Source organism: Actinokineospora sp. HUAS TT18, from assembly GCF_051364635.1.
Lineage (GTDB): Bacteria > Actinomycetota > Actinomycetes > Mycobacteriales > Pseudonocardiaceae > Actinokineospora.
Window position 1 is genome coordinate 5,933,483 of sequence record NZ_CP195645.1, and the last position, 25,795, is coordinate 5,959,277.

Annotated in this window: 27 protein-coding genes; 19 read left to right on the plus strand and 8 right to left on the minus strand. The window is 70.5% G+C overall.

The features are described 5' to 3' along the window. The first annotated feature begins 97 nt into the window (after positions 1–97). Genes ACSHT8_RS27555 through ACSHT8_RS27565 form a run of 3 tightly spaced genes read left to right on the plus strand, consistent with a single transcriptional unit; the run spans position 98 to position 3,509 of the window. Complete coding sequence (locus ACSHT8_RS27555) at positions 98–1,513, plus strand: cytochrome P450 (protein ID WP_436493812.1); 1,416 nt, start codon at positions 98–100, stop codon at positions 1,511–1,513. Next, positions 1,510–2,505 (plus strand): terpene synthase family protein, encoded by a 996-nt coding sequence (locus ACSHT8_RS27560; RefSeq protein ID WP_436493813.1) that lies wholly within the window; start codon positions 1,510–1,512, stop codon positions 2,503–2,505. The genes ACSHT8_RS27555 and ACSHT8_RS27560 overlap by 4 nt, the downstream gene beginning before the upstream one ends. Continuing rightward, a complete protein-coding gene (locus ACSHT8_RS27565; protein WP_436493814.1) occupies positions 2,502–3,509 on the plus strand; it encodes a polyprenyl synthetase family protein in 1,008 nt (335 codons plus the stop codon). The genes ACSHT8_RS27560 and ACSHT8_RS27565 overlap by 4 nt, the downstream gene beginning before the upstream one ends. 134 nt (positions 3,510–3,643) lie before the next feature. On the opposite strand, the gene trpS is transcribed toward ACSHT8_RS27565, so the two are convergent. Further along, positions 3,644–4,612 (minus strand): tryptophan--tRNA ligase, encoded by a 969-nt coding sequence (trpS, locus tag ACSHT8_RS27570; RefSeq protein WP_436493816.1) that lies wholly within the window; start codon positions 4,610–4,612, stop codon positions 3,644–3,646. A gap of 191 nt (positions 4,613–4,803) precedes the next feature. Here trpS and ACSHT8_RS27575 point away from each other — a divergent pair, with 191 nt between their 5' ends. Continuing rightward, a complete protein-coding gene (locus ACSHT8_RS27575) occupies positions 4,804–5,109 on the plus strand; it encodes a YciI family protein (RefSeq protein WP_436493818.1) in 306 nt (101 codons plus the stop codon). 4 nt (positions 5,110–5,113) lie between these two features. Here the strand turns inward: ACSHT8_RS27575 and ACSHT8_RS27580 are convergent, their stop codons facing one another. Then, a complete protein-coding gene (locus ACSHT8_RS27580) occupies positions 5,114–5,272 on the minus strand; it encodes a hypothetical protein (protein ID WP_436493820.1) in 159 nt (52 codons plus the stop codon). 207 nt (positions 5,273–5,479) lie between these two features. Here ACSHT8_RS27580 and typA point away from each other — a divergent pair, with 207 nt between their 5' ends. After that, a complete protein-coding gene (gene typA / locus ACSHT8_RS27585; RefSeq protein WP_436493822.1) occupies positions 5,480–7,399 on the plus strand; it encodes a translational GTPase TypA in 1,920 nt (639 codons plus the stop codon). A 54-nt stretch (positions 7,400–7,453) separates the two neighbouring features. On the opposite strand, the gene ACSHT8_RS27590 is transcribed toward typA, so the two are convergent. Next, the gene (locus ACSHT8_RS27590; RefSeq protein WP_436493824.1) at positions 7,454–7,576 is read right to left on the minus strand and encodes a hypothetical protein; all 123 of its coding nucleotides are present in this window, start codon (positions 7,574–7,576) and stop codon (positions 7,454–7,456) included. A 495-nt stretch (positions 7,577–8,071) separates the two neighbouring features. Here ACSHT8_RS27590 and ACSHT8_RS27595 point away from each other — a divergent pair, with 495 nt between their 5' ends. The 9 genes from ACSHT8_RS27595 to ACSHT8_RS27635 all read left to right on the plus strand — a co-directional run bounded on the left by ACSHT8_RS27595 (position 8,072) and on the right by ACSHT8_RS27635 (position 18,260). After that, entirely contained in the window at positions 8,072–9,748 is a 1,677-nt protein-coding gene (locus tag ACSHT8_RS27595; RefSeq protein ID WP_436493825.1) for an ABC transporter family substrate-binding protein, read from the plus strand. Between the two features lie 235 nt (positions 9,749–9,983). Next, a complete protein-coding gene (locus ACSHT8_RS27600) occupies positions 9,984–11,780 on the plus strand; it encodes an ABC transporter family substrate-binding protein (protein WP_436493827.1) in 1,797 nt (598 codons plus the stop codon). 166 nt (positions 11,781–11,946) lie between these two features. Beyond that, positions 11,947–12,945, plus strand: a complete 999-nt coding sequence (locus tag ACSHT8_RS27605) for an ABC transporter permease (RefSeq protein WP_436493828.1) — start codon at positions 11,947–11,949, stop codon at positions 12,943–12,945. After that, positions 12,938–13,867, plus strand: a complete 930-nt coding sequence (locus tag ACSHT8_RS27610; RefSeq protein WP_436493830.1) for an ABC transporter permease — start codon at positions 12,938–12,940, stop codon at positions 13,865–13,867. The genes ACSHT8_RS27605 and ACSHT8_RS27610 overlap by 8 nt, the downstream gene beginning before the upstream one ends. Then, complete coding sequence (locus ACSHT8_RS27615) at positions 13,867–15,006, plus strand: ABC transporter ATP-binding protein (RefSeq protein WP_436493832.1); 1,140 nt, start codon at positions 13,867–13,869, stop codon at positions 15,004–15,006. The genes ACSHT8_RS27610 and ACSHT8_RS27615 overlap by 1 nt, the downstream gene beginning before the upstream one ends. Next, the gene (locus ACSHT8_RS27620; RefSeq protein WP_436493834.1) at positions 15,003–16,031 is read left to right on the plus strand and encodes an ABC transporter ATP-binding protein; all 1,029 of its coding nucleotides are present in this window, start codon (positions 15,003–15,005) and stop codon (positions 16,029–16,031) included. Before ACSHT8_RS27615 ends, ACSHT8_RS27620 begins: the two co-directional genes overlap by 4 nt. Positions 16,032–16,148: 117 nt before the next feature. Then, positions 16,149–17,021 (plus strand): N-acetyl-1-D-myo-inositol-2-amino-2-deoxy-alpha-D-glucopyranoside deacetylase, encoded by an 873-nt coding sequence (gene mshB / locus ACSHT8_RS27625; RefSeq protein WP_436493836.1) that lies wholly within the window; start codon positions 16,149–16,151, stop codon positions 17,019–17,021. Next, positions 17,018–17,428 carry a hypothetical protein gene (locus ACSHT8_RS27630; protein ID WP_436493837.1) on the plus strand — a complete coding sequence of 137 codons (411 nt, stop codon included), beginning with the start codon at positions 17,018–17,020 and terminating at the stop codon, positions 17,426–17,428. The genes mshB and ACSHT8_RS27630 overlap by 4 nt, the downstream gene beginning before the upstream one ends. Next, a complete protein-coding gene (locus tag ACSHT8_RS27635) occupies positions 17,421–18,260 on the plus strand; it encodes a hypothetical protein (RefSeq protein ID WP_436493839.1) in 840 nt (279 codons plus the stop codon). The genes ACSHT8_RS27630 and ACSHT8_RS27635 overlap by 8 nt, the downstream gene beginning before the upstream one ends. On the opposite strand, the gene ACSHT8_RS27640 is transcribed toward ACSHT8_RS27635, so the two are convergent. Further along, positions 18,242–18,937 carry a GNAT family N-acetyltransferase gene (locus ACSHT8_RS27640; protein WP_436502198.1) on the minus strand — a complete coding sequence of 232 codons (696 nt, stop codon included), beginning with the start codon at positions 18,935–18,937 and terminating at the stop codon, positions 18,242–18,244. The two genes, ACSHT8_RS27635 and ACSHT8_RS27640, sit on opposite strands and share 19 nt — an antisense overlap. Further along, positions 18,934–19,509 carry a TIGR03086 family metal-binding protein gene (locus ACSHT8_RS27645; RefSeq protein WP_436493841.1) on the minus strand — a complete coding sequence of 192 codons (576 nt, stop codon included), beginning with the start codon at positions 19,507–19,509 and terminating at the stop codon, positions 18,934–18,936. The genes ACSHT8_RS27640 and ACSHT8_RS27645 overlap by 4 nt, the downstream gene beginning before the upstream one ends. Before the next feature lie 185 nt (positions 19,510–19,694). Here ACSHT8_RS27645 and fdxA point away from each other — a divergent pair, with 185 nt between their 5' ends. Both fdxA and dapC read left to right on the plus strand, forming a co-directional pair. Further along, positions 19,695–20,021, plus strand: coding sequence for a ferredoxin (fdxA, locus tag ACSHT8_RS27650; protein ID WP_054056283.1), 327 nt, complete (start codon positions 19,695–19,697; stop codon positions 20,019–20,021). After that, the gene (dapC, locus tag ACSHT8_RS27655) at positions 20,018–21,109 is read left to right on the plus strand and encodes a succinyldiaminopimelate transaminase (protein ID WP_436502199.1); all 1,092 of its coding nucleotides are present in this window, start codon (positions 20,018–20,020) and stop codon (positions 21,107–21,109) included. The genes fdxA and dapC overlap by 4 nt, the downstream gene beginning before the upstream one ends. Here the strand turns inward: dapC and ACSHT8_RS27660 are convergent. Further along, positions 21,102–22,022 carry a CHAD domain-containing protein gene (locus ACSHT8_RS27660; protein WP_436493843.1) on the minus strand — a complete coding sequence of 307 codons (921 nt, stop codon included), beginning with the start codon at positions 22,020–22,022 and terminating at the stop codon, positions 21,102–21,104. The two genes, dapC and ACSHT8_RS27660, sit on opposite strands and share 8 nt — an antisense overlap. Positions 22,023–22,035: 13 nt before the next feature. Continuing rightward, positions 22,036–23,022: a 2,3,4,5-tetrahydropyridine-2,6-dicarboxylate N-succinyltransferase gene (gene dapD, locus ACSHT8_RS27665; RefSeq protein WP_436493844.1), complete on the minus strand. Its 987-nt coding sequence runs from the start codon at positions 23,020–23,022 to the stop codon at positions 22,036–22,038. A gap of 35 nt (positions 23,023–23,057) precedes the next feature. Here dapD and dapE point away from each other — a divergent pair, with 35 nt between their 5' ends. The 3 genes from dapE to ACSHT8_RS27680 are packed head-to-tail and all read left to right on the plus strand — an operon-like array spanning position 23,058 to position 25,463. Then, positions 23,058–24,125 carry a succinyl-diaminopimelate desuccinylase gene (dapE, locus tag ACSHT8_RS27670; protein ID WP_436493846.1) on the plus strand — a complete coding sequence of 356 codons (1,068 nt, stop codon included), beginning with the start codon at positions 23,058–23,060 and terminating at the stop codon, positions 24,123–24,125. Positions 24,126–24,150: 25 nt separating this feature from the next. After that, complete coding sequence (locus tag ACSHT8_RS27675; protein WP_436502200.1) at positions 24,151–24,930, plus strand: TIGR00730 family Rossman fold protein; 780 nt, start codon at positions 24,151–24,153, stop codon at positions 24,928–24,930. Further along, positions 24,912–25,463, plus strand: coding sequence for a TIGR00730 family Rossman fold protein (locus tag ACSHT8_RS27680; RefSeq protein ID WP_436493848.1), 552 nt, complete (start codon positions 24,912–24,914; stop codon positions 25,461–25,463). The genes ACSHT8_RS27675 and ACSHT8_RS27680 overlap by 19 nt, the downstream gene beginning before the upstream one ends. Here the strand turns inward: ACSHT8_RS27680 and ACSHT8_RS27685 are convergent. Next, positions 25,453–25,602, minus strand: a complete 150-nt coding sequence (locus ACSHT8_RS27685; protein WP_436493850.1) for a hypothetical protein — start codon at positions 25,600–25,602, stop codon at positions 25,453–25,455. The two genes, ACSHT8_RS27680 and ACSHT8_RS27685, sit on opposite strands and share 11 nt — an antisense overlap. Positions 25,603–25,795: the final 193 nt, after the last annotated feature.

Below are 25,795 nucleotides of genomic sequence, written 5' to 3' on the forward strand. Positions count from 1 at the left end.
CCGCCGACCTGCGCGGGTAGCAAGGTCGGAGATGCCTCTTCGCAACTTGCGCGGTCACGCTCGGAAACGGCCAAATGACAGGAAGGCTGGTCGAACCATGACGAGCACCGTCCACAGTAGCCAGAAACCCGAGCGGCACGTGGTGAGCGGTGTGCCCACCATTCGCAGGCCGCGGCGGATCCCGAACCTGAGCGTGGTCGACCAGATCGTCGGCGTGCACGCCATCCGCAAGGACCAGGTGGGCTTCCTCTACAAGGTGATCCAGGAGTACGGCGACATCGCGTGGGTGCGGGTGCTGGGCATCAAGATGGCGATGGTCAACCACCCGGACTTCTTCGAGCACATCCTGGTGCGCAACCACGAGAACTACACGAAGAACACCTTCCTCTTCCGCGCGGTGGAGCCGATCCTGCGCGGCGGGCTCATCGGCAACGTCGGCGGCGAGCCGTGGCGGCGGCAGCGGCGGATCATGCAGCCCTCGTTCCACCGGCCGCAGGTCGCGGGGTTCGCCGAGAACATGACCGACGAGACCTCGCGGATGCTGCGCCGCTGGGACCACCAGTACAAGCCGGGTGACGTCGTCAACGTCAGCACCGAGCTGGGCCAGCTGGCCATGCGCATCGTGTTCCGGTCGCTGTTCGGCGCCGACATCGGCGACCGCGGCAAGTCCATCGAGGACATGTTCCTGGAGGCCAACCAGATCGTCGGCGGCTTCTTCCGCTTCCCGTTCCCGCCGATCAACTGGCCCACCCCCGGCCACCTGCGGCTCAAGAAGATCATCCGGACCATGGACGGCTACGTCTCCGACGTCATCGACAGCCGCATCGACAGCGACGAGGAACACCACGACCTGCTCAACGCGCTGCTCAACGCCGTCGACCACGACGGCACCGGCATGTCGCCGCTGCAGCTGCACCGCGAGGTGCTCAACCTGATCATCGGCGGCTACGAGACGACGAGCAACACCGTGTCGTGGCTGATGTACATGGTCGGCCAGCACCCAGACGTGCAGGCCAAGCTGCACGCCGAGGTCGACTCGGTGCTCGGCGGCCGGGTGCCCGGCTTCGACGACGTGCTGAAGCTGACCTACACCCGCCAGGTCGTCGACGAGACGCTGCGGCTCTACACCCCGGCGTGGCAGACGATGCGGTCCTCGGTCGAGGAGGACGAGATCTGCGGCTACCGCATCCCGGCCAAGTCCGACCTGTACCTCAACATGTTCACCCTCCACCGCCACCGCGACTACTGGACCGACCCGGACACGTTCGAGCCGGACCGGTTCCTGCCGTCGGAGGTGGCCAAGCGGCCCCGGCACGCCTACATCCCGTTCGCCAGCGGCCCGCGCAACTGCATCGGCAAGCACTTCGCGCTGACCGAGCTGGTCATCATCCTGGCGATGATCACCCAGGCCTACCGGGTCGTCATCCCGGAGAAGCTGCGCGACGTGCAGGTCGAGCCGCTGATCACGCTGCACCCCAAGGGTGGCGTGCACTTGCGAATGGACCGGCGATGACCCCGGAGCTCGCGCGGATGTGGTCGGTGTTCGACGCGATCCCGCCCCAGGTGAACCCGCACGGCCCCGGCGTGATCACGCGGCTGGACCAGTGGGTGGCCGAGCAGGGACTGGTGGTGCGGCCGAAGTCGCGGGAGCGGTTCGCCCAGGCCGACTTCGGCTGGTTCGCCGCGGTGACCTACCCGACGGCGGACGCGGAGACGCTGGCGCTGGTCGCGGACTGGTTCGCCTGGCTGTTCCTGCTCGACGACCAGCTCGACGACGGCGGCCTCGGCAGCGACCCGGTGCGCACGGGCGAGTTCATGGCCGAGATGTTCGGCGTGCTCACCGGCCTGCCCGCCGCTACCGGGGCGCCGACGATCATCACCGCGCTGTCCGACCTGTGGGACCGCAGCGCGGGGACGGCGTCGGCGACGTGGCGGCGCCGGTTCGTCGACCACGTCATCGCGGGCGGACTCGCGGCGCGCTGGGAGGCCGACAACCGGGCGGCGGGCGTGGTGCCATCCGTCGAGTCCTATGTGGACAAACGGCCGCACACCGGCGCGGTCTATGTCTGCATGGACCTGATCGAGCTGGCCGAGCGGATCGACGTGCCCGCCGAGGTCTACGACAGCGAGCCGTTCGCCGACGCGCTGCGGGCGGCGTGCGACGTGGTCGGATGGGTCAACGACCTGTACTCCGTGGACAAGGAGACCGCGCTGGGGGAGTACCACAACCTGGTCTCCGTCACCGCGCACTCGGCCGGGGTGAGCATGGTCGAGGCGTCGGCGGTCGCCGCGGACCTGATCAGCGAGCGGGTGCTCGACTTCCTGCGGCTGGAGCGGGCCGCCGAGGCGGCGTGGCCGCGCGCGGACGTGCGGGCCTACCTCGACGGGATGCGGTCGTGGATGCGCGGCAACCTCGACTGGTCGGCCACCACCCGCCGCTACCGCGACGTCGCCTCCGGGTACCTGGAGCGCGGTCTCGTCGAGCCGATGGGGGAGGCGCGATGACCGTCCCGGCAACCGTCGCGCTGGGCACCCATCCCGGCGTCGCCATGGCCCGCCACCTGACCACGCCCGCGCTCGTCGAGGCCGTCGACCGGCTCGACGGCAGGCTCACCGAGGTCTGCGGCTACCAACTGGGCTTCCGCGACGAGCAGGGCAGGCCGACGACAGCGGTCGGCGGCAAGCTGCTGCGGCCCGCGTTCGCGCTGCTGAGCGCGGTCGCGTCAGGTGGGACGCCCCGGGCGGCCGTGCCCGCCGCGGCGGCGATCGAGCTGCTGCACAACGCGTCCCTGGTGCACGACGACATCATGGACGGCGACCGCCTCCGCCGCGGTCGGCCGACCGTCTGGGCGCGCTATGGCGTGCCGATGGCGATTCTCGCCGGGGACGCGCTGATCGCGCTCGGGTTCGAGGTGCTGGGCGAGGCGGGGTCCGATGTGACCGCGCTGGCCAGGACGCTGCGGCTGCTCGCGCTCGGCCAGGACCGCGACCTCGACTTCGAGACCCGCCGCACGGTGAGCCCGACCGAGTGCCTGGCCATGCTGACGGGCAAGACCGGTGTCCTGCTGGGCTGCGCGTGCGCGTTGGGCGCGGCATCGGCGGGTGCGCCCGAGGAGTGGGTCACGCGGTTCGACCGGTGGGGGACGCACCTCGGCGTGGCGTTCCAGCTCGTCGACGATCTCCTTGGCATCTGGGGGGATCCGGCGGTCACGGGCAAGCCGGTGGGCGCGGACCTGCGGGCACGTAAGAAGAGCGCGCCCGTGGTCGCCGCGCTGAACGCCGACGTGGGCCTCGCCGCGCTGTACGCCCGGCCCGGCGAGTGGAACGACCGCGAGGTCGCGCACGTCACCGGGCTGATCGAGCGGACGGGCGCGCGGGAGTGGGTCCGCGCGGAGATCGACCGGCGGACCGAGGCCGCGTGGGCGGAGTTGGACGGCCTGGCGCTGGAACCTTCCGCGCGGCACGACCTGGAGTCCCTCACCGCCGCGCTGGCGGTGAGGGACCATTGATGGTTCGAGAAACCCAGCCACGCCGCCAATCCGCCGCCTAAGGGGACCGCGACGCAACGCGACCACGGTGCCCAACCGTCTGCCGCGTCCCGTCGGAAAGCAACCGAACTCAGAAATCCGGGGAGGCGGACCAGTCAGGACCCGATCCCGGCCAGCCGCATCGCCGAGGACAGGCGGTGGGCGCCGCGTTCGGCGGCGCGGTGGGCGCCCTCCTTGCGGATCCGGTCGAGTTCGGCCGGGTCGGCGAGCAGCTCCAGTGCGCGTTCCCGCACGGGGCGCAGCACCTCGACCACCGCGTCCGCCGTCGCGGCCTTCACCGCGCCATAGGACGCGTACTGCTCGGCGAGGTCCTTGGGCCGGGTGTCCGTGCAGGCCGACAGGATCTCCAGGAGGTTGGCCAGGCCGGGCTGCTCGTCCGGCCGGTACTCGACCCGGTTGAGGCTGTCGGTGTTCGCGCGCTTGATCTTGCGCTGGACCAGGTCGGGGTCGTCGAGGATGAAGACGGTCCCCGCCGAGTCCTGAGTGGACTTCGACATCTTGCGCGCCGGGTCGGCCAGGTCGCGTACGCGGGCGGCGGTGGGCGGCATCACCGCGGACGGCACGGTGAACACCTCGCCGTAGGTCTGGTTGAACCGCCTGGCCAGACTTCGCGCCAGCTCGACGTGCTGGGCCTGGTCGTCGCCGACCGGGACCTCGGCGGCGCCCTGCAGCAGGATGTCGGCGGCCATCAGGACCGGGTAGGTCATCAACCCCAACCGGACCATCCCCTGACCCTCGGACTTCTGTTTGAACTGGGTCATCCGGGCGGCCTCGCCGTAGGAACACGTGCACTCCAGGATCCAGCTCAGGGCGCCGAGCTCACGGGCGAGGTCGGACTGGACGAAGACCTGGTCGGGCTCGATCCCGGCGGCCACCAGCACCGCGAGCAGCTCCCGCGACAGCACCCGCAGGCGGGCCGGGTTGTAGGACACGGTCATCGCGTGCAGGTCGCTGACGAAGTAGAGGTCGCCGGGGCGGCCCTGGGTCGCCCAGCGGCGGATGGCGCCGAGGTGGTTGCCCAGGTGGGCGTGCCCGGACGGGGTGATGGCGGACAGGCGGGTCATCGGGTCTCCTCTGGTCGGGGCCGCCCATCCCCGAAGACCAGAAAGGCCGCCCGGAGCGGGCGGCCTCGTCGTCTCTCAACGCACGGGTCAGGGCCGCCGGTCGGCGGTCCACCACAGGGTCACGTTGAGAGTTCGCATCGGAACCACGTTAGCGCGAGGCGCTCGGCGCGGCAAAGGCTTACCGTGGACACATGTACGTCGTACTGATCACTTACACGGCCCCGCTGGAAGAGATCGACTACGCGCTGGCCGACCACTCGGCGTGGCTCGGCAAGCAGTACGAGGCCGGGTACTTCCTGGCCTCGGGGCGGCGCGACCCGCGCACCGGCGGGGTGATCATCACCCGCCCGATGAACCGGGACAAGCTCAACGCGCTCCTGGCGACCGACCCGTTCGCGCTGCGCAAGCTCGCGCACTACGACGTGATCGCGTTCCAGGCGACGCGGACGGCTCGTGAGCTCGCGCACTTCAACGAGGCGATCATGGAGCACCTCTAGCGGGCTAGGCGGCCTTGGCCAGCTCGATCTTCGCCTTCTTGAACGCGAGGATCGGGCACTTCGAGCATGCCGACTTCGACCGGCAGCACTTCTTCTTGACCTTGCCCTTCTTCATCAGCCGCTTGACTAAGTCGGCGGGCGTCTTCGCCTTCTTCTTGCCCATGTCTCGACCCTTCGTCCGCGTGCTGACTACCCGGATTAGGTTAGGTTAACCTTCCTTGATCGCCGCGTGGTGCTGGTCACACGGATGGACCAGGTATCCTGGGAAAGCCATCAGCAGCTCTTTCGGCTGCACCGGGCGCCCCCATCAGCGTTGACCGACGGTTGCGGGCTGCCCTTCGACGCCCGAGAAGGAACCAGGAGCACGCGCGTGCCCACAGCGACCGCCACCGCCGAGCAGGCCTCCGCAGGCCTGCGCCGCAACGACCTGCGCAACATCGCCATCGTCGCGCACGTCGACCACGGCAAGACGACCCTGGTCGACGCCATGCTCCGCCAGTCCGGCGCCTTCGAGGCCCGCGCCGAGCTGGTCGACCGGGTCATGGACTCCGGGGAGCTCGAGCGCGAGAAGGGCATCACCATTCTCGCGAAGAACACCGCCGTCCGGCGGCAGACCCCCGACGGCCCCATCGTCATCAACGTCGTCGACACCCCCGGCCACGCCGACTTCGGCGGCGAGGTCGAGCGCGGCCTGTCCATGGTCGACGGTGTCGTGCTGCTGGTCGACGCCTCCGAGGGCCCGCTGCCGCAGACCCGCTTCGTGCTGCGCAAGGCGCTGGCCGCGAACCTGCCGGTCGTGCTGCTCGTCAACAAGGTCGACCGGCCCGACGCGCGCATCGCCGAGGTCGTCGAGGAGACCCACGACCTGCTGCTCGACCTGGCCTCCGAGCTCGACGACCTCGACGAGTCCGTGCTCGACCTGCCCGTCGTCTACGCCTCCGCGCGCGCCGGTCGGGCCAGCCTGACCCAACCGGAGGACGGCGGCCTGCCCGACAGCGAGAACCTCGACCCGCTGTTCGACCTGCTGCTCGACAAGATCCCCGCGCCGCTGGCCGACGCCGACGCCCCGCTGCGCGCGCTGGTCACCAACCTCGACGCGTCCAGCTTCCTCGGCCGCATCGCGCTGTGCCGCATCCACGCGGGCAAGATCCGCAAGGGTCAGACCGTGGCCTGGATGCGCGAGGACGGCTCGGTCTCGAACGTCCGCATCACCGAGCTGCTGGTCACCGAGGCCCTCGAGCGCGTCCCCGCCGAGGAGGCCAGCGCGGGCGAGCTCGTCGCCATCGCCGGTATCCCCGACATCACCATCGGCGACACGCTGGCCGACATCGACAACCCGGTGGCGCTGCCCCGGCTGACCGTCGACGAGCCCGCGATCTCGATGACCATCGGCTGCAACACCTCGCCACTGCAGGGCCGCAGCGGCGGCAGCAAGCTGACCGCCCGCATGCTCAAGGGCCGCCTCGACAGCGAACTGGTCGGCAACGTCAGCATCCGCGTGCTCAACACCGAGCGCCCCGACACCTGGGAGGTGCAGGGCCGCGGTGAGCTGGCCCTGGCCATCCTCGTCGAGCAGATGCGCCGCGAGGGCTTCGAGCTGACCGTCGGCAAGCCCGAGGTCGTCACCCGCACCATCGACGGCAAGCTGTGCGAGCCGTTCGAGCGGCTGACCGTGGACGCGCCGGAGGAGTTCCTCGGCGCCATCACCCAGCTGCTGGCCAACCGCAAGGGCCGCCTGGAGCACATGGGCGGCCACGGCAGCGGCCGGATCAAGGTCGAGTACGTCGTCCCGTCGCGCGGCCTGATCGGCTTCCGCACCGACTTCCTCACCGAGACCCGCGGCACCGGCATCGCCAACGCCATCTTCGAGGGCTACGCCCCGTGGGCCGGTGAGATCCGCAGCCGCCACTCTGGCTCGTTGGTCGCCGACCGCCAGGGCCCGGTCACCGCGTACGCGATGCTCCAGCTCGCCGACCGCGGCACGTTCTTCGTCGAGCCGGGCGCCGACGTGTACGAGGGCATGGTCGTGGGCGAGAACCCGCGCGCCGAGGACCTCGACGTGAACGTCACCAAGGAGAAGAAGCTCACCAACATGCGGTCCTCGTCGGCCGACGTGATGGAGACGCTGGCCCGGCCGCGCAAGCTGAGCCTGGAAGAGGCCCTGGAGTTCTGCGCGAACGACGAGTGCGTCGAGGTCACCCCGGAGTTCGTCCGGGTCCGCAAGACCATCCTCGACGCCACCACCCGCGGCCGCACCCGCTCCCGCGAAAAGGCCCGCGACGCCAAGTAGGCAGTGTGTTCGGATGGGCGTCGGGATGTCCCGGCGCCCATCCTGCTTTCTGGGTCAGTGTCCGCGTGACTCCTGGAACGCGTGCCAGGCCAGGTACAAGCCGCAGGCAACCGCCACCAGGACAGCGATGATCATGCCGACTGTGGTCGCGGCCTGCATGGGCGTTCCCGCTGACACGCCCATCACCTCGTAGGTGCACTGAGGCAACGGTCTGGGCTCGAGGCTCGGTGGCCAAGTGATGGGCCCGGTGGGGAATGTCGTCGGGCACTTGGGCGGTGTGTTGGAAACGACCAGGTACCCGATGAACCCGGACAAGTGCCCGCGCCGCTGCCCGCGAGAATGCATTTCCCGGCTTCCATGCCGAGGCTCTGGGCGATCTCGGTCATGATCCCTCCCTTCGCAGGGATGTGTATCCATCGATGTCGTCTGGGTAGCGGAACCTGTTGCGTTCTGTGACCGAACTGCCACCTGGGGCGCCACGCGTGCCAGTTGTCGTGGAGCTCACAGAGGTGCCACCGGGAACTCCCGGCGGTGCCCCTGCGTCATCCTGTTGGCTGAGCCGGATCGCCTTCGTGCCCTGTGTGCCGGGTTCGCGGGACAGTGGCTGGGCCGATCCGGTGACGGGCCAGCGGTCGTGGGACCATGGCCGACCGGCCCAGGGGAGGAGCAGGGGTGCGCGCGACTAGTCGGGTGTTGGCGGCGGCCTTGGCCGCGGTGAGCCTCACCGCCTGCACCAACGCGCCGCCGCCGCCGCTGGTGACGACCGAGGTGGCGCGGACCGAGGTGACCAGGCCGGTCAACCCCAAGGAAGCCGTCGTCGGGGTCGACAGCGTGCTCGGGGGCTACAACCCGCACAAGCTGGCCGACCAGTCGACGATCACCAGTGCGCTCTCCGCGGTAATGCTGCCCTCCGTCTTCCGCACCGCGCCCGACGGCACCCCCCAGCTCGACACCGCGCTGATGGTGTCGGCGCAGGTCACGCAGGCCGAGCCGTACACCGTCACCTACCGGCTGCGGCCCGAGGCGGCCTGGTCCGACGGGGCGCCGATCGCCGCCGAGGACTTCGTCTACCTGTGGGAGCAGCTGCGGGAGGCGCCGGGGGTCGTCGACGGGGTCGGGTACCGGCTGATCTCCAACATCTCCGCGCGCGAGGCCGGGCGGGTGGTCGAGGTGACCTTCGCCAAGCCCTACCCCGGGTGGCGGTCGCTGTTCGCGTCGCTGCTGCCCGCGCACCTGGTCAAGGACATCCCCGGCGGGTGGGCGTCGGTGCTGCGCGAGAGCTTCCCCGTCACCGGTGGCCCGTTCTCCATCAAGTCCATCGACCGCGACCGCGGCGAGGTGATCCTGGAGCGCAACGACCGCTACTGGGACCCACCCGCCGCGCTCGACCGGATCGTGCTGCGCCGCGGCGACCACGACGCCATCGCCGCCGCGCTCAAAGCCGGGCACGGCCAACTCGCCCTCACGAGTCTCGACACCTCGGGCATCGGCGCGATCGGGGCGCTCGAATCAGCCGTCACCCGGCAGACCGTGGCCCGCCCCGCCGTGGCCACCGTCCTGCTGCGGCCCATCAGCCCCGCCATGGCCGACTCGCGCATCCGCGCCGCCGTGGCCGCCGTCGTCGACCGGTCCGCGCTGGTCAAGGTCGGCACCGGCGGCGGCGCCGCGGCCACCATGCAGGCCAACGCCCAGGTGCTCGCCCCGAGCGTCCCCGGCTACGCGGCGACCGGCCCCGGCGTCGGGCCCGATCCGGCCAAGGCCGAGGCCCTGTTCACCGAGGCGGGCTTCACCCGCATCGCCGGGGTGTGGACGTCGCCGGTCGCCCCGCTGAACCTGGTCATCGCCGCCCCCGCGGGCCACGAGCCCTACGTCGAGATGGCCAAGGACCTCCAGCGCCAGCTCACCGCGGCGGGGGTGTCCTCCCGCGTGGTGACGCCCGAGGCCGCCGAGCTGTTCACCACCCTGCCGACCGCGGCCACCGCCGCCGACCCGGTCGACATCGTCGTCGCCCCGCTGCCCGCGGGCGGCGACCCGGCCACCGGCCTGGCCACCCGCTTCGGCTGCGGACCCGGCCCGGACGAGTCGCCAACCCCGATCCCGGCCAACCCGATCGGCTTCTGCGACCCCGCCGTCCAGCCCACCATCGACGCAGCCGTCACCGGCGCGGTGCCGCTGGCCGACGCGCTGGCACAGTTGGAGCCGCTGCTGTGGAGCCGGGCGCTGACGCTGCCGCTGTACCAGGAGGCCGACGACCTCGTGGTGCGCACCGACATGGCCGGGGTGACCCCGGGCGCGCCGCTGGCGAGCCCCTTCCTCGGCGCCGCCGCGTGGCGCCGCGTGCCCAAGTGACCTGGATCACCCACAGTTACAGTGTTTGAGCGCTGTGTACTTGCCGGTAACGGTCACGTTGCGGGTCGTCGCCTCGTGGTCACCCTTTGGTCACGATCGCCGGTCTGGAGATGACCGGGCGCGTCCGCGTTCCTAGCGTCCCCCCTTAGTACGCCGCCCAACGGTCGTTGGGGGCGTGATGGGTAGGCCCTAAGCAGTCGGACCGGCTGCGTCAGGCCTCGCGCTAGGAGGGCACGTGTCTATCAAGAAATCCACTCTGTCCGCGTTCGCGGCGGTGGTGAGTACGTCGCTCGTGCTGAGCGCCTGTGGCGGCTCCACCGATGGTGGTGGTGGCGGCAACGCCACCGAGCCGACCGGCGACATCGCGGCCATGGCCATCGCCAAGGGCGAGTCGGGCGACACCTACACCTCTCCCGAGGTGGCGCAGTCGGACGCGACGTTCGTCGTCTCGACGGACAACCCCTACACGGCCTACAACAACGCCGCGGCCGACGCGAACAACTCGTACAACACCTTCGCGCTGACCAAGGTCCAATCCGGCACCTTCGTCCTCGACGGCAACAACAAGGTTCTGCTCAACAAGGACGTCATGGAGTCCGTCGAGCTGACCAGCAAGTCGCCGCAGGTCGTGACCTGGAAGATCAAGGAAGGCGTCACCTGGTCCGACGGCGAGCCGTGGGACTGCGACGACTTCCACCTGGCCTGGCTGAGCCAGTCCGGCGGGGTCAAGGACGCCGAGGGCAACGACGCGTTCACCGCCGCGAGCACCACCGGCACCGAGCTGATCACCAAGCTCGAGTGCCCGAAGCCCACCGAGATCGTCACCACCTTCAGCGAGACGTATCCGGACTACAAGGGCCTGTTCAACACCGACATGCTCCCGGCGCACATCCTGGAGAAGGGCGCGGGCGTCGAGGACATCACCAAGCTGACCGCGGCGAGCGACAAGGCCACGCTGCTCAAGGTCGCCGAGTGGTGGAAGACCAAGTGGAACGGCTTCGACGCGGCCCTCATGCCGTCGTCCGGCCCGTACATGATCACCGCGTTCGAGCAGAACAACTCGGTGACCCTGGAGCGCAACCCGAAGTGGGCCGGTAAGCCCGGCGGCCCGGCCAAGATCATCCTGCGCGGCATCTCCGACCAGGTGGCCCAGGCCCAGGCGCTGGAGAACGGCGAGACCCAGGTCGCGTCGATGGCCCAGCCGGACGCCAACGCCGCCGAGCGGCTGCGTGGCCTGTCCTCGCAGGGCGTGAAGTTCGGCGCGTCGAACGGCCTGTCGTTCGAGCACTTCGACCTGAACTTCAAGAACAAGTGGCTGGCCGACCAGGCCGTCCGCAAGGCGTTCATGCAGTGCGTCAACCGTGACGAGCTGGCCGAGAAGCTGATCCGCCCGGTCCTCGACTCGGCCAAGCCGCTGGGCAGCCTGTCGTTCTTCCAGGGCGAAGAGGGCTACGTCGACAACTACGCGCAGTACAAGGGCGACGCGGCTGAGGCCAAGAAGACCCTCGAGGGCGCGGGCTACACCTTCGGCGCCGACGGCTTCGCCACCAAGAACGGCGAGAAGGTGTCGCTGAAGATCAGCCACACCGACATCCCGCGGCGCAAGCAGACCGTCCAGCTGGTCCAGTCCCAGTGCAAGAACGCGGGCCTGGAGATCGTCGACGACACCGACCCGAACTTCCTCGACACCCGGGTCAGCCAGGGCGACTACGACATCGCGCTGTTCGCGTGGTCGGCGGCGCCGTTCAAGTCGACCCAGAAGTCGATCTACGTCTGCGACGGCGGCCAGAACTGGTCGAACTACTGCAACCCGAAGGTCGACGCGGCGTACAAGGACGCCAGCACCAACCTCGACGAGGCGGCTTCGCGCAAGGCGTTCGCCGAGGCCGACAAGCTGATGGCGGAGGACAACTACTCCCTGCCGATCTACCAGCTGCCGAACATGTGGGCGTTCAAGGGCATCGACAAGGTCTACTTCCAGTCGTACAACGGCGCTCTGTGGAACGCCAACGAGTGGGTCAAGACCTCGTAATCGACCCACCAGCCCTACGCGGCTGAACCTGGTCGAACAACCGGAGGGGCCGGACCCGACAAAGTCCGGCCCCTCCGTTTGGGCAATCAGCCCGGCGGACGCACACTTGTCCGACCAGGCAGAGCAGGCCGAACCAGCCGCCTGGGCCCCACCACAGGAGTACCCCGTGTTCCGCTACATCATCCGAAGGCTGCTGATCTCGGTCCCGATCCTCGCGATCGGCAGCTTCCTCGCCTACCTCATGGTCGCCGCGGCCGGTAACCCCATCGCCGAGCTGCGCGCCAAGCCGGGCGTCACCGAGGCCCAGATCCGGGCCGTGGAGGCCAGCCTCGGCCTCGACAAGCCGATCCTGCAGCGCTACTGGGACTGGCTGATGGGCTTCCTGCAGGGCGACTGGGGCCAGAGCATCGCCCTCGGCCAGGCCAAGGTCGACGTGTTCGACTCCACGATGCGGGCGCTGTGGATCACCGCGCGCCTGGTCATCGGCGCGGAGATCCTGGCGATCATCCTGGGCGTCACCGTCGGCGTCCTCGCCGCGGTCAAGCAGTACTCGATCTTCGACTACCTGGCCACGTCCACCGCGTTCCTGATGTTCTCCATGCCGATCTTCTGTGTCGCGGTGATCCTCAAGAGCTACGGCATCCGGTTCAACAACGTGCTCGAGGGCCTCGGGATGGACCGGTGGCTGAGCACCGTGAGCCCCGCCGAGGGCGGGTTCAAGGGCGATATCGGTGAACAGATATTCCAGTACACCGGCACATATCTATTGCCGACGCTGAGTCTGATGCTGATCAGCTTCGCCGCCTACAGCCGCTTCCAGCGCGCGTCAATGCTGGAGACCCTGCACTCGGACTACGTGCGCACGGCCAAGGCCAAGGGCATCTCGCAGCGCAGGGTGATCTTCCGGCACGCGTTCCGCAACGCGCTGATCCCGGTGTCGACGCTGTTCTCGCTGAACGCGGGCGCCCTGTTCGCCGGCGCCATCGTCACCGAGACCGTGTTCGGGTGGCGGGGCATGGGCAACCAGCTGGTCGCCTCGATCCGCAGCTTCGACCCCAACATGCTGATGGGCTGGCTGATGGTCACAGCGACCCTCATCGTCGTGTTCAACCTGGTTGCCGACATCATGTACGGCTTCCTCGACCCGAGGATCCGCCTTGCCTAGCGACCTTTCCCTCAACCCGTCGGCGGGCACCGTCGCTCCGGGAACGGGCCCGAGCGAGTTCGACGCCACCAAGGCGCGCAAGCAGAGCACCATGATCATCCGCCGGTTCGTCCGGCACCGGCTCGCCATGGTGAGCCTCGGGGTGTTCCTGCTGATCGTCCTGTTCGGCTTCCTCGGCCCGCTGTTCTGGACAATCGCCGTCGACGACACCCGCAGCCGCGGCTACCTGCCGCCGAGCGCCGCGCACCCGCTGGGCACCATTCAGGCGGGCAACGACATGCTCGCCCAGCTCATCCGCGGCACCCGCCTGTCGGTGCAGATCGCGCTCGTCGTGGCGTTCGGCTCGACACTCGTCGGGGTCATCCTCGGCGCGCTCGCGGGCTATCTGCGCGGCTTCGCCGACAGCGCGATCAGCCGGTTCATCGACCTCATGCTGATCATCCCGCAGATCGCGGTGGCGGCCATCCTGGTCCGCGCGGTCGGCGGCAGCTGGTACATGGTGGCGCTGATCCTGGCCGCGTTCGGCTGGATGTCGGTCGCCCGGATCACCCGCGGCGAGACGCTGTCGCTGTCCCAGCGCGAGTACATCGAGGCCGCGCGAGCCGCGGGCGCGGGGACGCGGTGGATCATCTTCCGCCACCTCATCCCGAACATGATCGGCAGCATCACCGTCAACGCGACCCTTTCGGTGGCCACCGCGGTGCTCGCCGAGGCGGCCCTGTCGTTCATCGGGCTCGGCGTGCAGTCCCCGGACACCTCGCTCGGCCTGATCATCGCGGAGAACTACTCGCAGATCACCCTGCGGCCCTGGCTGTTCTGGGGCCCGTTCGTGGTCATCGTGCTGCTGTCCCTCGCGGTGAACTTCATCGGCGACGGCCTGCGCGACGCGTTCGACCCGAGGCAGACGAAGGTGCGTGCCTGATGACGATCCCCACCATTACCGACACCGTCCTCGCGGTCGAGAACCTCTCCGTCACGTTCCCCACCGACGACGGAGACGTCCGCGCGGTCCGCGACGTGTCCTACACGCTGCGCCCCCGCGAGGTGCTCGGCATCGTCGGCGAGTCCGGCTCCGGCAAGTCCGTCTCGTCCATGGCGATCATGGGCCTGCTGCCCGGCAACGCCAAGGTCACCGGCTCGATCCGCTACCGCGACCGCGAACTCGTCGGCCAGTCCTACAAGCAGATGCAGAGCGTGCGCAACAACGGCGTCGCGATGATCTTTCAGGACCCGATGACGTCGCTGAACCCGGTGTTCACCATCGGCTGGCAGCTCGCCGAGGCCTACCGCGCGCACCACTCGGTGTCGAAGAAGGCCGCGTGGGCCAAGGCCGTCGAGGCACTGGAACTGGTCGGCATCCCGCAGCCGGACCGGCGCGCGTCGCAGTACCCGCACGAGTTCTCCGGCGGCATGCGCCAGCGCGTGGTGATCGCCATGGCGATCATCAACGACCCGGACGTGATCATCGCCGACGAGCCGACCACCGCGCTCGACGTGACCGTGCAGGCCCAGATCCTGGAGACGCTGCTGCGCATCCGGGACGAGACGGACGCGGCCATCGTGATGATCACCCACGACCTCGGGGTCGTGGCGGGCATGGTCGACCGCGTGCAGGTCATGTACGGTGGCACCGTCGTGGAGTCCGCGCCGGTCGACGGCCTGTTCGAGCACCCGCGGATGCCCTACACAGTCGGCCTGCTCGGCTCGCTGCCCAACCCGGCGACCCTGGGCAAGCGGCTCACCCCGATCAAGGGCGCGCCGCCGTCGCTGATCAACCTGCCCACCGGCTGCTCGTTCTCCCCGCGCTGCCCGCTGGCGATCGACGTGTGCCGGGAGACCGAGCCGCAGCTGGCCCCGGCCGAGGCGCACGCGCACTTCACCCGCTGCCACCGCTGGCAGCATCTGGCGTCCATGCCGCGCCCGCAGGCGCTGTTCGAGCACGACGAGATCGGCACGGTGGAGAACCCCGCCGCGCTGACCGCCGCCGACCACGACATGCCGGTCACCGAGAACCTGGCCGTCGTGGAGGAGCGCCTGTCCCAGGAAGGGCCGAACTCATGACGAACCCGAGTGCGACCAAGGCCGCGTCCGGCCCGGCCGGGACCGCCCCGCTGCTGGAGGTCACCGACCTGGTCAAGTCGTTCCCGGTGCGCGGGGGCGGCATCATCCCGCGCACGGTCGGCCACGTGCAGGCCGTGTCCGGGGTCAGCTTCACGCTGCACCCGGGGGAGACCCTCGGCCTGGTCGGCGAGTCCGGCTGCGGCAAGTCGACCACCGGGCGGGCCATCCTGCAGCTGCACAAGCCGACGTCGGGGTCGGTGAAGTTCGAGGGCAGGGAGCTGACCACCCTCAGCGCCGCGCAGCTGCGGCCGCTGCGCCGCGACATGCAGATCGTCTTCCAGGACCCGTACGCCTCGCTCGACCCGCGCTGGCAGGTCAACGAGGTCGTCGCCGAGCCGCTGCGGCTGCACGGCCGCGGTGAGAACGTGCAGCGCCGGGTCGACGAACTGCTGGAACTGGTCGGACTCAACCCTGAGCACCGCAACCGCTACCCGCACGAGTTCTCCGGCGGGCAGCGCCAGCGCATCGGCATCGCCCGCGCGCTGGCACTGGACCCGAAGCTGATCGTGCTCGACGAGCCGGTGTCCGCGCTGGACGTGTCGGTGCAGGCCGGGGTGGTGAACCTGCTGGAGGAACTGCAGCAGCGCCTCGGGCTGACCTACCTGTTCGTCGCGCACGACCTGTCGGTGGTTCGCCACATCTCGCACCGGGTCGCGGTCATGTACCTGGGCAAGATCGTCGAGATCGGCGACCGCCAGTCGATCTACGAGCGGCCGACCCACCCGTACACGCAGGCGCTGCTGTCGGCGGTGCCGGTGCCCGACCCCAAGCGGGAACGGCAGCGGCAGCGGATCGTGCTCACCGGCGACGTGCCCAGCCCGGTCAACCCGCCGTCGGGCTGCCGGTTCCGGACGCGCTGCTGGAAGGCGCAGGAGGTGTGCGCGGTGGAGGAGCCACCCTTGGTCCGTCACGGCGCGACGTTCTCCGCGTGCCACTTCGCCGAGGAGCGAAGCGTCCTGCCGTAGGGTGTGACGGTCGGGGGACAGCGGTGTCGAACCGCTGTGTTCCCGTTCGGTCATCCGATGCCGGTGCGTGGCGAGATCCGCACCGGCATCGCCCTACTTGCGCTTAGGCTGAACCCGATGCTGACAGCCCCACCACGACTGCTGCTCGTCCACGCCCACCCGGACGACGAAAGCCTGTGCACCGGCGGCACGATCGCCCGCTACGCCGCGGCCGGGGTCCAGGTGACCCTGGTGACCTGCACCCTCGGCGAGGAGGGCGAGATCATCCCCGAGTCGCTCGCCGGGCTCGCCGTCGACCAGGCCGACCAACTCGGCGGCTACCGGGTCGGCGAACTGCGCGCCGCGTGCGCCGCCCTCGGGGTCTCCGACCACCGCTACCTCGGCGGCATGGGCCGCTGGCGCGACTCGGGCATGGCGGGCACCGGCGCCAACCAGCATCCCCGCGCGTTCGTGGCCGGGGACATCGCCGAGCAGACCGCCGCGCTGGCCGCGATCCTGGCCGAGGTCAAGCCGCAGGTCGTGATCACCTACGGCCCCGACGGCGGCTACGGCCACCCCGACCACATCCGCGCGCACGAGATCACCGTGGCCGCGGCGGCGGGGGTGCCCGACATCCTGCGCATGTACTACACGGTGGCGTCCCGATCGGCGACCGAGCGCGGTCTGGCCGCTCTCTCGGACGTCGCGGACCTGCCGTTCCGCCTGCCGTCGGCGGGGGAGCTGCCGGTGGTGGACGACACGGAGATCACCACGTCGGTCACGATCACCGACCACGTGCCCGCCAAGCTGCGCGCGCTGCGGGCGCACGCCACGCAGGTCAGCGTGTGGCAGGGACAGGACGGGGAACACAGCTACGCGCTGTCCAACGGCATCGCCCAGCCGGTCGTGGACGAGGAGTTCTTCGTGCTGGCGGGCGGCGCCGACGCCGACGCCGACCTCGACCTGTTCGGCGGCCTCGCCCCGGTCGAACACGTGGGCGCCGACCGGTGACCGTCGACGGCCGCCTGCGCTACACGGGGTTGCTGCTGGTCAGCGCGCTGCTCGCGGTCGTCGAGCTGTTCTTCCTGCCGCTGCGGCTCGACGGCAGGGTGCTGCCGGACGTGGCCGCACTGCCGTTCCCGATCACTGTCGTGCTCGCCGCGCTGACCCTGCCCAAGCTTGTCGGCGCGGCGTCGAGGTACTCGCTGCGGACCTCGGTGGCGGCGGGTCCGGTGTTCGCGTGGCTGGCCGTGCTGCTGGCGTGTCTGCTGGTCACCCCGGGTGGCGACCGGATCATGCTCGCCGACTGGCGTACCCTCCTGCTGCTGGGTGCCGGGGCCTTCCCGGCCGCGGTGAAGATCGGCGACGTGCTGGCGAAGGCGACGCTGGCGGCGCAGAAGGAGAGCCACCGTGGGTGAGGCGATCACCGACAAGCACGTGGTGTCGGTCCTGCGACCGTTCGTCCGTGCGACCACTCCGATGCTCGACGCCCTGCGCGAATCCGACCCGCTCGGCCTGGTCCGCCGCGTCCTGCCCCGCTCGGACCACGCCGACTCCGGCGACGCCGAGGACGCCGCGGCGCTGGCCAAGGTCGACCGCGGCCTGCGCGACAAGCTGCTCGACGGCCTGGAGACGGTGAAGGTCCCCGGCACCGAGGCGTGGGACCACATGTCGGCCGAGGACCGCACCAACTGGTGGGTCAACCGCGTCGGCCGCTTCACCGTGCTCCTGGCGTCGGTCCCCGGCCTCGGCGGCGCCCTCGCCGACCGCCTCCCCATCCAGGACGCGCTGGCCACCGCGGGCCAGGGCCTGCTGCTGTCGGCCATCGCCTCGGAACACGGCTTCACGTCGCAGGCCGACCGCGTGCGGCTGATCGCGGCGGTGCTGTTCGAGCGGGACATCGACCCGCACCTGGCCGCCGGTCACGGCGACAACCTGACCGACGAGGAAGAGGACGCGGCCACCGCCGAGCTGACCGGCGACCTCACGGCCAGCTCGGAGAAACACGGCAAGATCACCATGAAGGCCGCCACCAGCACCCTGTGGCGCTTCGGCAAGACCCTGTTCGCCCTGGGCGACGAACTGGACAAGCGCCCCCAGGGCCGCTTCTACCACAAGGCGATCGGCCTGCTGCCCGTCGTGGGAATGGCCGCGGACTACCTCGGCGAACGCTCGGCACTGAAGCGCGCGGCCAAGAAGGGTCGCAAGTGGCTGGCCTCGCACGAGCCGATTCAGGCGGGCACCCAGTAGCGGTAGCGGTGCGACTCCCGGTAGCCGAGGGCCGCGTACAGGCCCAGAGCTGGTTCGTTGTGGACCGCGACCTGGAGCACCCGCGCCGACGGCCGCGACCACTCGTCCAGCGCGGCCAGCAGCGTGCGCGCTATGCCCTGCCTGCGGAAATCGGCCGCCACCTCCACCACCGAGACATGCAGCACCGACCCCACCACGCACCCCCGCGCCGCCCCCACGACCCGACCGTCACGCACCGCGTGCGCGTACCCGACGCGAGGTCCCGAGGTCAGCAAGTGCCGCTGAGCAGGCGTCGGCGAACCCACCACCAGCTCGAACCACCCGTCAGAAGGCTCATCCGCGACCTCAGCCGCCGCCCCAAGCGCCGGTGACGTGCTCACCAGCACCGCCGACTCCGCGCCCTTCGGATGGTCCAGGTTCACCCGCCACCCCGCCGCCGAGATCGCCGACTCGACGGCGGACCCGATGATCACGTGGGCGCACGGCCGAATCCCCTCAGCCTCGGCGAACGCCTCAACCGCGGCCAGCGCCGAAGGCACAGGCACGCCAGGGTCGCCGAGGGTGAGTGCGCTGTTCGCCCGCCCGGTGTAGCCGCCATTGGCGCGCAGCCGCCAAGCCCCTAGCGGTTTGTCGACCAAAGCGGGCCAGGCGTCCGCGCACAGGGACTCCAGGGTCACGGGGTCCAATCGGGGTTCCTTCCACTCAGCGCCAAGACCTGGTCGAACACCGGCGCGCCCGCGGCGACGGGCACCGCGGGGCCGAATATCGGCGGGCGGTCGTCGCCGAAGGTCTCCACGAAGGACAAACAGGCGCGGGCCGACTTCTCGTCCACCGGATACGCCTGGCGGGTGGCCACCGCGAGGTCCCAGCCGTGCAGGGTGATCTCGTTGAGGGCGATGATCCCCGCGACCTCGCCGGGCAGGTCGACCCCGCCCGCGCGCGTCATGCCGCTCCACGCCTCCGGGGAGCGCCAGGCGTGGACCAGGGCGTCGAGCTGGGTGGGGATCCGGTCGCGCCAGCCGTCGGCCAGGGTGGGCACGGCGGCGGTGGGGTCGCGGTCGGTCAGTTCGCCCAGGTCCTTGGCCGCGGCGGCGCGGAAGGCCTGCGTCAGGGTGTCCATGTGGCCGAGGATCTCCCGGACGCGGTACTCGGTGCACGGGGTCGGGTCGTCCAGGGTGGACTCGTCGATGGCGGCGATGACATCGGCCACCCGGTCGGCGGACAACTGGAGGTCGGGTCCCAGGGTCATGACCTCCAGTCTGCCGTGACTCGGCACGCGGGCACAGCGACTCAGCATGATCCGACGGGACGGCCGTCCCGCGGTGTGAGCAAGATGGCACCGGGTGCGTGAACCAGCGCCCGGCGAGAGATACTGGCGGTCGTCGCGCAGTTTCCCGATGCGCGCCGAACACCATGAAGGAGCAGGAGACCGCAGTGACTTACGTGATCGCCGAGCCCTGCGTCGACGTGTTCGACAAGGCATGTATCGAGGAATGCCCTGTCGACTGCATCTACGAGGGCGACCGGATGCTCTACATCCACCCCGACGAGTGCGTGGACTGCGGCGCGTGCGAGCCGGTCTGCCCCGTCGAGGCCATCTACTACGAGGACGACGTGCCCGACCAGTGGTCGGCCTACACCAAGGCCAACGTCGACTTCTTCGACGACCTCGGCTCGCCCGGCGGCGCGTCGAAGACCGGCAAGGTCAGCGCCGACCCGGACTGGATCAAGGCGCTGCCCCCGCAGGGCGAGGGCCACTGACCGCCGTCTTCCCGGAGCTGCCGGACTTCCCTTGGGACTCTCTGGCCGACCACACCGCCCGCGCCCGGACGCACCCGGGCGGCGTGGTCGACCTGTCCGTCGGCACTCCGGTCGACCCGGTCCCGAAACTCATCCAGGACGCGCTCGGCTCGGTCGCCGCGGTCTCGGGCTATCCGACGACGCACGGCATCCCCGCGCTGCGCGAGGCGGCTGTCGCCGCGCTGGCCCGCAGGCACGGGGTGGCCGGGCTGAACCCGGACGCCGTGCTGCCCACGATCGGCTCCAAAGAGCTCGTCGCGTGGCTGCCGACGCTGCTCGGCGCCCGCGGCCGCACCGTCGTCATCCCCGAGCTGGCGTACCCGACCTACGAGGTCGGCGCGCGGCTGGCCGGGGCGTCGTTCGTCCGGTCGGACGGGCTGACGGCGCTGGGCCCCGAGACGCCCGCGATGGTGTGGCTGAACTCGCCGTCCAACCCCACTGGCCGGGTGCTGCCGGTCGCGCACCTGCGCAAAGTCGTCGACTGGGCGCGCGAGCGCGGCACGATCGTGGTGTCCGACGAGTGCTACCTGGCTCTCGGCTGGGACGCCGAGCCCGTGTCGCTGCTGCACCCGGACGTCTGCGGCGGCGACGTCACCGGCCTGCTGGCCGTGCACTCGCTGTCGAAGTCGTCGAGCCTGGCCGGGTACCGCGCCGGGTTCGTCACCGGCGACCCCGCGCTGGTCGCGGGCCTGCTGGAGGCGCGCAAGCACGCCGGGATGATCGTGCCGCTGCCCGTGCAGCACGCGATGCTGGCGGCCCTGTCCGACGACGAGCACGTCGCCGAGCAGAAGGCCCGCTTCGGCAGGCGCCGCGAGGTGCTGCGGGCCGCGCTGACGGCGGCGGGCTTCACGATCGAGCACTCCGAGGCCGGTCTCTACCTGTGGTCGACCCGCGGCGAGTCCGCGTGGGACACCGTTTCGTGGCTGGCTGACCTGGGCATCCTGGTCGCCCCTGGGACGTTCTACGGCCCCGCGGGCGACAAGCACGTGCGGATCGCGCTGACCGCCACCGACGAGCGCATCGAGTCGGCGGCCGCGCGCCTCAGCTGAGGACGTCCTTCGCCGCGTCGTCCACCTCGGCGAGCGCGTCGCGCCAGCGGGCGCGGCGGTCGGCCTTGCGGGCGTGTTCCCGCTCGACCAGGCGCCCGGCCACGAACACGACGTCGATGTCGGTCTGGTCGGCGAGCAGGCCGCGGATTGTCTCCTCGGCGATCACCGCGTCCTGGTGGTCGCCGAGGATGTCCTGGAAGTCCTTGGTGGCCTTGACCAGCGCTTTCATCTTCTTCGACGCGCCTGCGGCCATCTCCGCGGCGTAGCGCAGCCGCTTGCCGCGCACCCGCAGCGAGTGCAGGTCGTCATCCGGCGGGTCCTCGCCGAGATTGTCGGCGTCCTTCATCAGCTTCTTGTGCGGCTTGCGGATGACGTCGACCAGCGGCACGTCCTCCGGCTCGTCCTCGCCCTCCGGGGCCAGCGGCGTCGACAGGGCCGCGCTCGCCAGGTCGTGGAGCACGGACTGGTAGCGCTTGGTGCGGAACGAGGCCAACATGCGCCGCCGCGCCGCGCGGCGCTCGGCGATCAGACCTTCGAGCAGCCGCTCCACGGCGGCTTTCTCGTTCTCGTCGAACGACTCCGCCTGGCCGCGCAGGTGCTCCAGCTGCACGTCGAGGTCGCGCACCGCGCCAAGCGAGCCGCCGAGCCACTTCAGCTCGGCGTCGAGCGCGTCGGCGTCGGGGATGGTCCCGGTGTCGGCCTTGAGCGCCGCGCGCGCCCGCCGCACGGCCACCCTGAGCTGGTGGACGTGCTCGGTGTCGGTGCCGACGCGGGCGCCTTCGGTGTGCTCCAGGAGCACGCGTGCCTGCTCGTCGAGCCGGGCACGAACGTGGGCCGCCGCCGGGTCCTTGCGGCCCGCCGTCAGCGATTCCTCGGGAAGACCCAGGTCGACCGGGCTGAGTGCCGTCGTCATCCCGACACTGTAATCAGTCGTTGGCGTGCAGTGCCGAATTCAGCTCGACGCCGGTACCCGACCGGTTGACGACCTCGACTGTGCCGGTGGTCGAGTTCCGGCGGAACAGCAGCCCGGACTCGCCCGACAGCTCGCGCGCCTTGATGAGCTTGCCGTCGGGGAGGGTGACCTTGGTGCCCGCGGTGACGTACAGGCCCGCCTCCACCACGCAGTCGTCGCCGAGCGAGATCCCGATGCCCGCGTTGGCGCCAAGCAGGCACCGCTCGCCGAGGCTGATGGTCTCCTTGCCGCCGCCGGAGAGCGTGCCCATGATCGACGCGCCGCCGCCCACATCGGAGCCGTCGCCGACGGTCACACCCGCGGAGATCCGCCCCTCCACCATGGACGCGCCGAGCGTGCCCGCGTTGAAGTTGACGAAGCCCTCGTGCATGACGGTCGTCCCGGTCGCCAGGTGCGCGCCCAGCCGAACCCGGTCGGCCTCGGCGATGCGCACACCGCTGGGGACGACGTAGTCGACCATGCGGGGGAACTTGTCGATGCCGTACACGGTGACCTGGCCGCGCGCCCGCAGCCGCAGCCGCGTCGCCTCGAAGCCCTCGACCGCGCAGGGACCGTGGTTGGTCCACACGACGTTGGTGAGCAGGCCGAAGATCCCGTCGAGGTTCTGCCCGTGCGGCCGCACCAGCCGCGCCGACAGCAGATGCAGCCGCAGGTAGGCGTCATAGGCGTCGGCGGGCGGCGCCTCCAGGTCGTCGATGCTCGTGCGCACCGCCACCACGTCCACCCCACGGGCCGAGTCGTGGCCCAGGCTCACCCCGGCGCCGAACTCGGTGGTCACCTCGTCCGCGTCGAGTCGGTGGGTGCCGGGAGTCTGGCCCGCCCCGAGCTTGGGGTGCGGGAACCAGGTGTCGAGCACGGTGCCGTCCGCGGTGACCGTCGCCAGCCCGACGCCGTGGGCACCCTTGGTCTGTGTCGCCTCTGCGCTACTCACGCTCGACACGGTAGTCAATCCGCCGCGAGGTAGCGTTGCCGACCGTGACCGTTGCGCTGGATCTCACCGCCGACCCCGTCGACCTCACCGCCGCGCTGGTGGACATCCCCAGCGTGTCCGGGGACGAGCAAGCCATCGCCGACGCCGTGGAGCGGGCGCTGCGAGAGCAGGCGCCGGGGCTGGAGGTGGTCCGGCTGGGCAACAACGTGCTGGCCAGGACCAACCTGGGCAGGGCGCAGCGGGTCGTGTTCGCCGGGCATCTCGACACGGTTCCGGTCAACGACAACCTCCCCAGCCGCCGCACTGACGGCGTGCTGCACGGGCTGGGCACCGTCGACATGAAGGGCGGGGACGCGGTCATGCTGCACCTCGCCGCCACCGTCACCGAGCCCACGCACGACCTGACGTTCCTGTTCTACGAGTGCGAGGAGGTCGAGGCCGTGCGCAACGGGCTCGGCCGCGTCGAGCGGGAGCTGCCCGACTGGATGGCGGGCGACCTGGCCGTGGTGTGCGAGCCGTCCAACGGGGTCGTCGAGGCGGGCTGCCAGGGCACCATGCGCGTCGAGCTGCGCACGGCCGGGGTCCGCGCCCACACGGCGCGCGGGTGGATGGGCGTCAACGCGATCCACGCCCTCGGGGAGGCGCTCAGCATCCTGGCCGCCTACGAGGCGCGCGTGGTCGACATCGACGGGTGCACCTACCGCGAGGGCCTGCAGGCCGTGCACGTCAGCGGCGGTGTGTCGGGCAACGTGGTGCCGGACGCGGCGGTGCTGCGGGTCAACTTCCGGTTCGCCCCGGACCGCACGGTCGACCAGGCCGAGGCCCACCTGCGGGAGGTGTTCCCCGGCTTCGAGCTGGAGGTCGTCGACGCCGCCGCGGGCGCGCTGCCCGGCCTGACCGCCCCGGCGGCTAAGTCCCTGGTCGCGGCGGCGGGGGGACAGCCGCTGGCCAAGCTCGGGTGGACCGACGTGGCCCGGTTCGCCGCGCTGGGCATCCCCGCGGTCAACTACGGCCCCGGCGACCCGCTGCTGGCCCACACCCAGCAGGAGAACGTCCCGGTCGACCACATCACCCGCTGCGCCACGGTCCTGCGCGACTTCATCACCGGGTAGGTCGCCCTAGACTCGCGGTGTGACGATCGACGCACCCCAGCCTGTCCCGGCCGACGACGAGCACCCGCGGGAACGCCAGCGCGGCCCGGTCACGCTGCGCCGGGAGCGCAGTGACGAGACCTCGACCACCGACCAGCGCCTGCTCGACTCGCGCGGCCCCAGCGACTGGGTGCACACCGACCCGTGGCGGGTGCTGCGCATCCAGGCCGAGTTCGTCGAGGGCTTCGGCGCCCTGGCCGAGGTCCCGCGCGCGGTGACCGTGTTCGGCTCGGCCCGCACCAAGCGCGACGACCCGGAGTACCAGCTCGGCCGCGACATCGGCGGCGCGCTGGCCACGGCCGGGTTCGCCTCGATCACCGGCGGCGGCCCCGGCACGATGGAGGCGGTCAACCGCGGCTGCTCCGAGGCGGGCGGGCTGTCGATCGGGCTGGGTATCGAGTTGCCGTTCGAGCAGGGCCTCAACCCGTGGGTCGACCTCGGCGTCAACTTCCGGTACTTCTTCGCCCGCAAGACCATGTTCATCAAGTACTCGCAGGCCTTCATCTGCCTGCCCGGCGGCTTCGGCACCCTCGACGAGCTGTTCGAGGCGCTGACGCTGGTGCAGACGAAGAAGGTCACCAAGTTCCCGGTCGTGCTGTTCGGCACCGACTACTGGGGCGGCCTCTACGAGTGGCTGCGTGACTCGGTCATGAAGCACGGCAAGATCGGCGACAAGGACCTCGCCCTGCTCCACCTGACCGACGACATCGACGACGCCGTCCGCGTCGTCGAGGAGGCCTACCAGGCGTGGAGCGACGCGCATTGAACCTCTGTGTCTACTGTGGATCGAATGAGGCCGTGCCGCGGGGATACCTGGACCTGGCCGACGAGGTCGGCGCCGGCCTGGCCGCCCGCGGCTGGAACCTCGTCTGGGGCGGCTCCGCGGCGGCCATGATGGGCGCGGTGGCCCGCTCGGCCCGCCGCGCCGGCGCCCGCACGATCGGCGTCATCCCACGCGGCCTGGTCGAGCTGGAGCGAGCCGACCCGCAGGCCGACGAGCTGATCGTGGTCGACAACATGCGCCAGCGGAAAGCCGAGATGGACGACCGCGCCGACGCGTTCCTCGCCCTGCCGGGCGGGTTGGGGACGTGCGAGGAGCTGTTCGAGGTGTGGACCTCGCGCTACCTGGGCATGCACGCGAAGCCGGTGGTGGTCCTCGACCCGGACGACCACTGGGACGGCCTGCTGCGCTGGGTCCGCGAACTGCGTTCCCGCGGCTTCGCCTCGGACGCGGCCGTCGACTCACTCATCGTCACCCGCTCGGTCGATGCCGCCCTGGACGCCTGCGTCACTCGGTGATCTTGGGGTGCGCGGTGCTCGCGGCAACGATCCAGACGATGTCGCGATCCGGGTCGGGGCAGTACCAGATCCGCCCGGCCGAGGTGACCTCGTACTGCCACTGATCGAGTTCGCGGCCGCCGACCAGTCTCGAACCCAACGACCCTCGAAGGCGATGTTGCCTGGCTGGATTTTCGGGTGTCGTCGGCCGCTCGGTCAGGACGACCCACGCTTCCCAGGTGTTGTGGCGGGCCGTTTGGCAGAGGTCTTCCCACCCCTTCGCCGCGTCGCTCGTGGCGAACCTCGCTTCCCATCCACCTGGTCGTCCGGGCGGTGCGACGCGATCGCCGCGT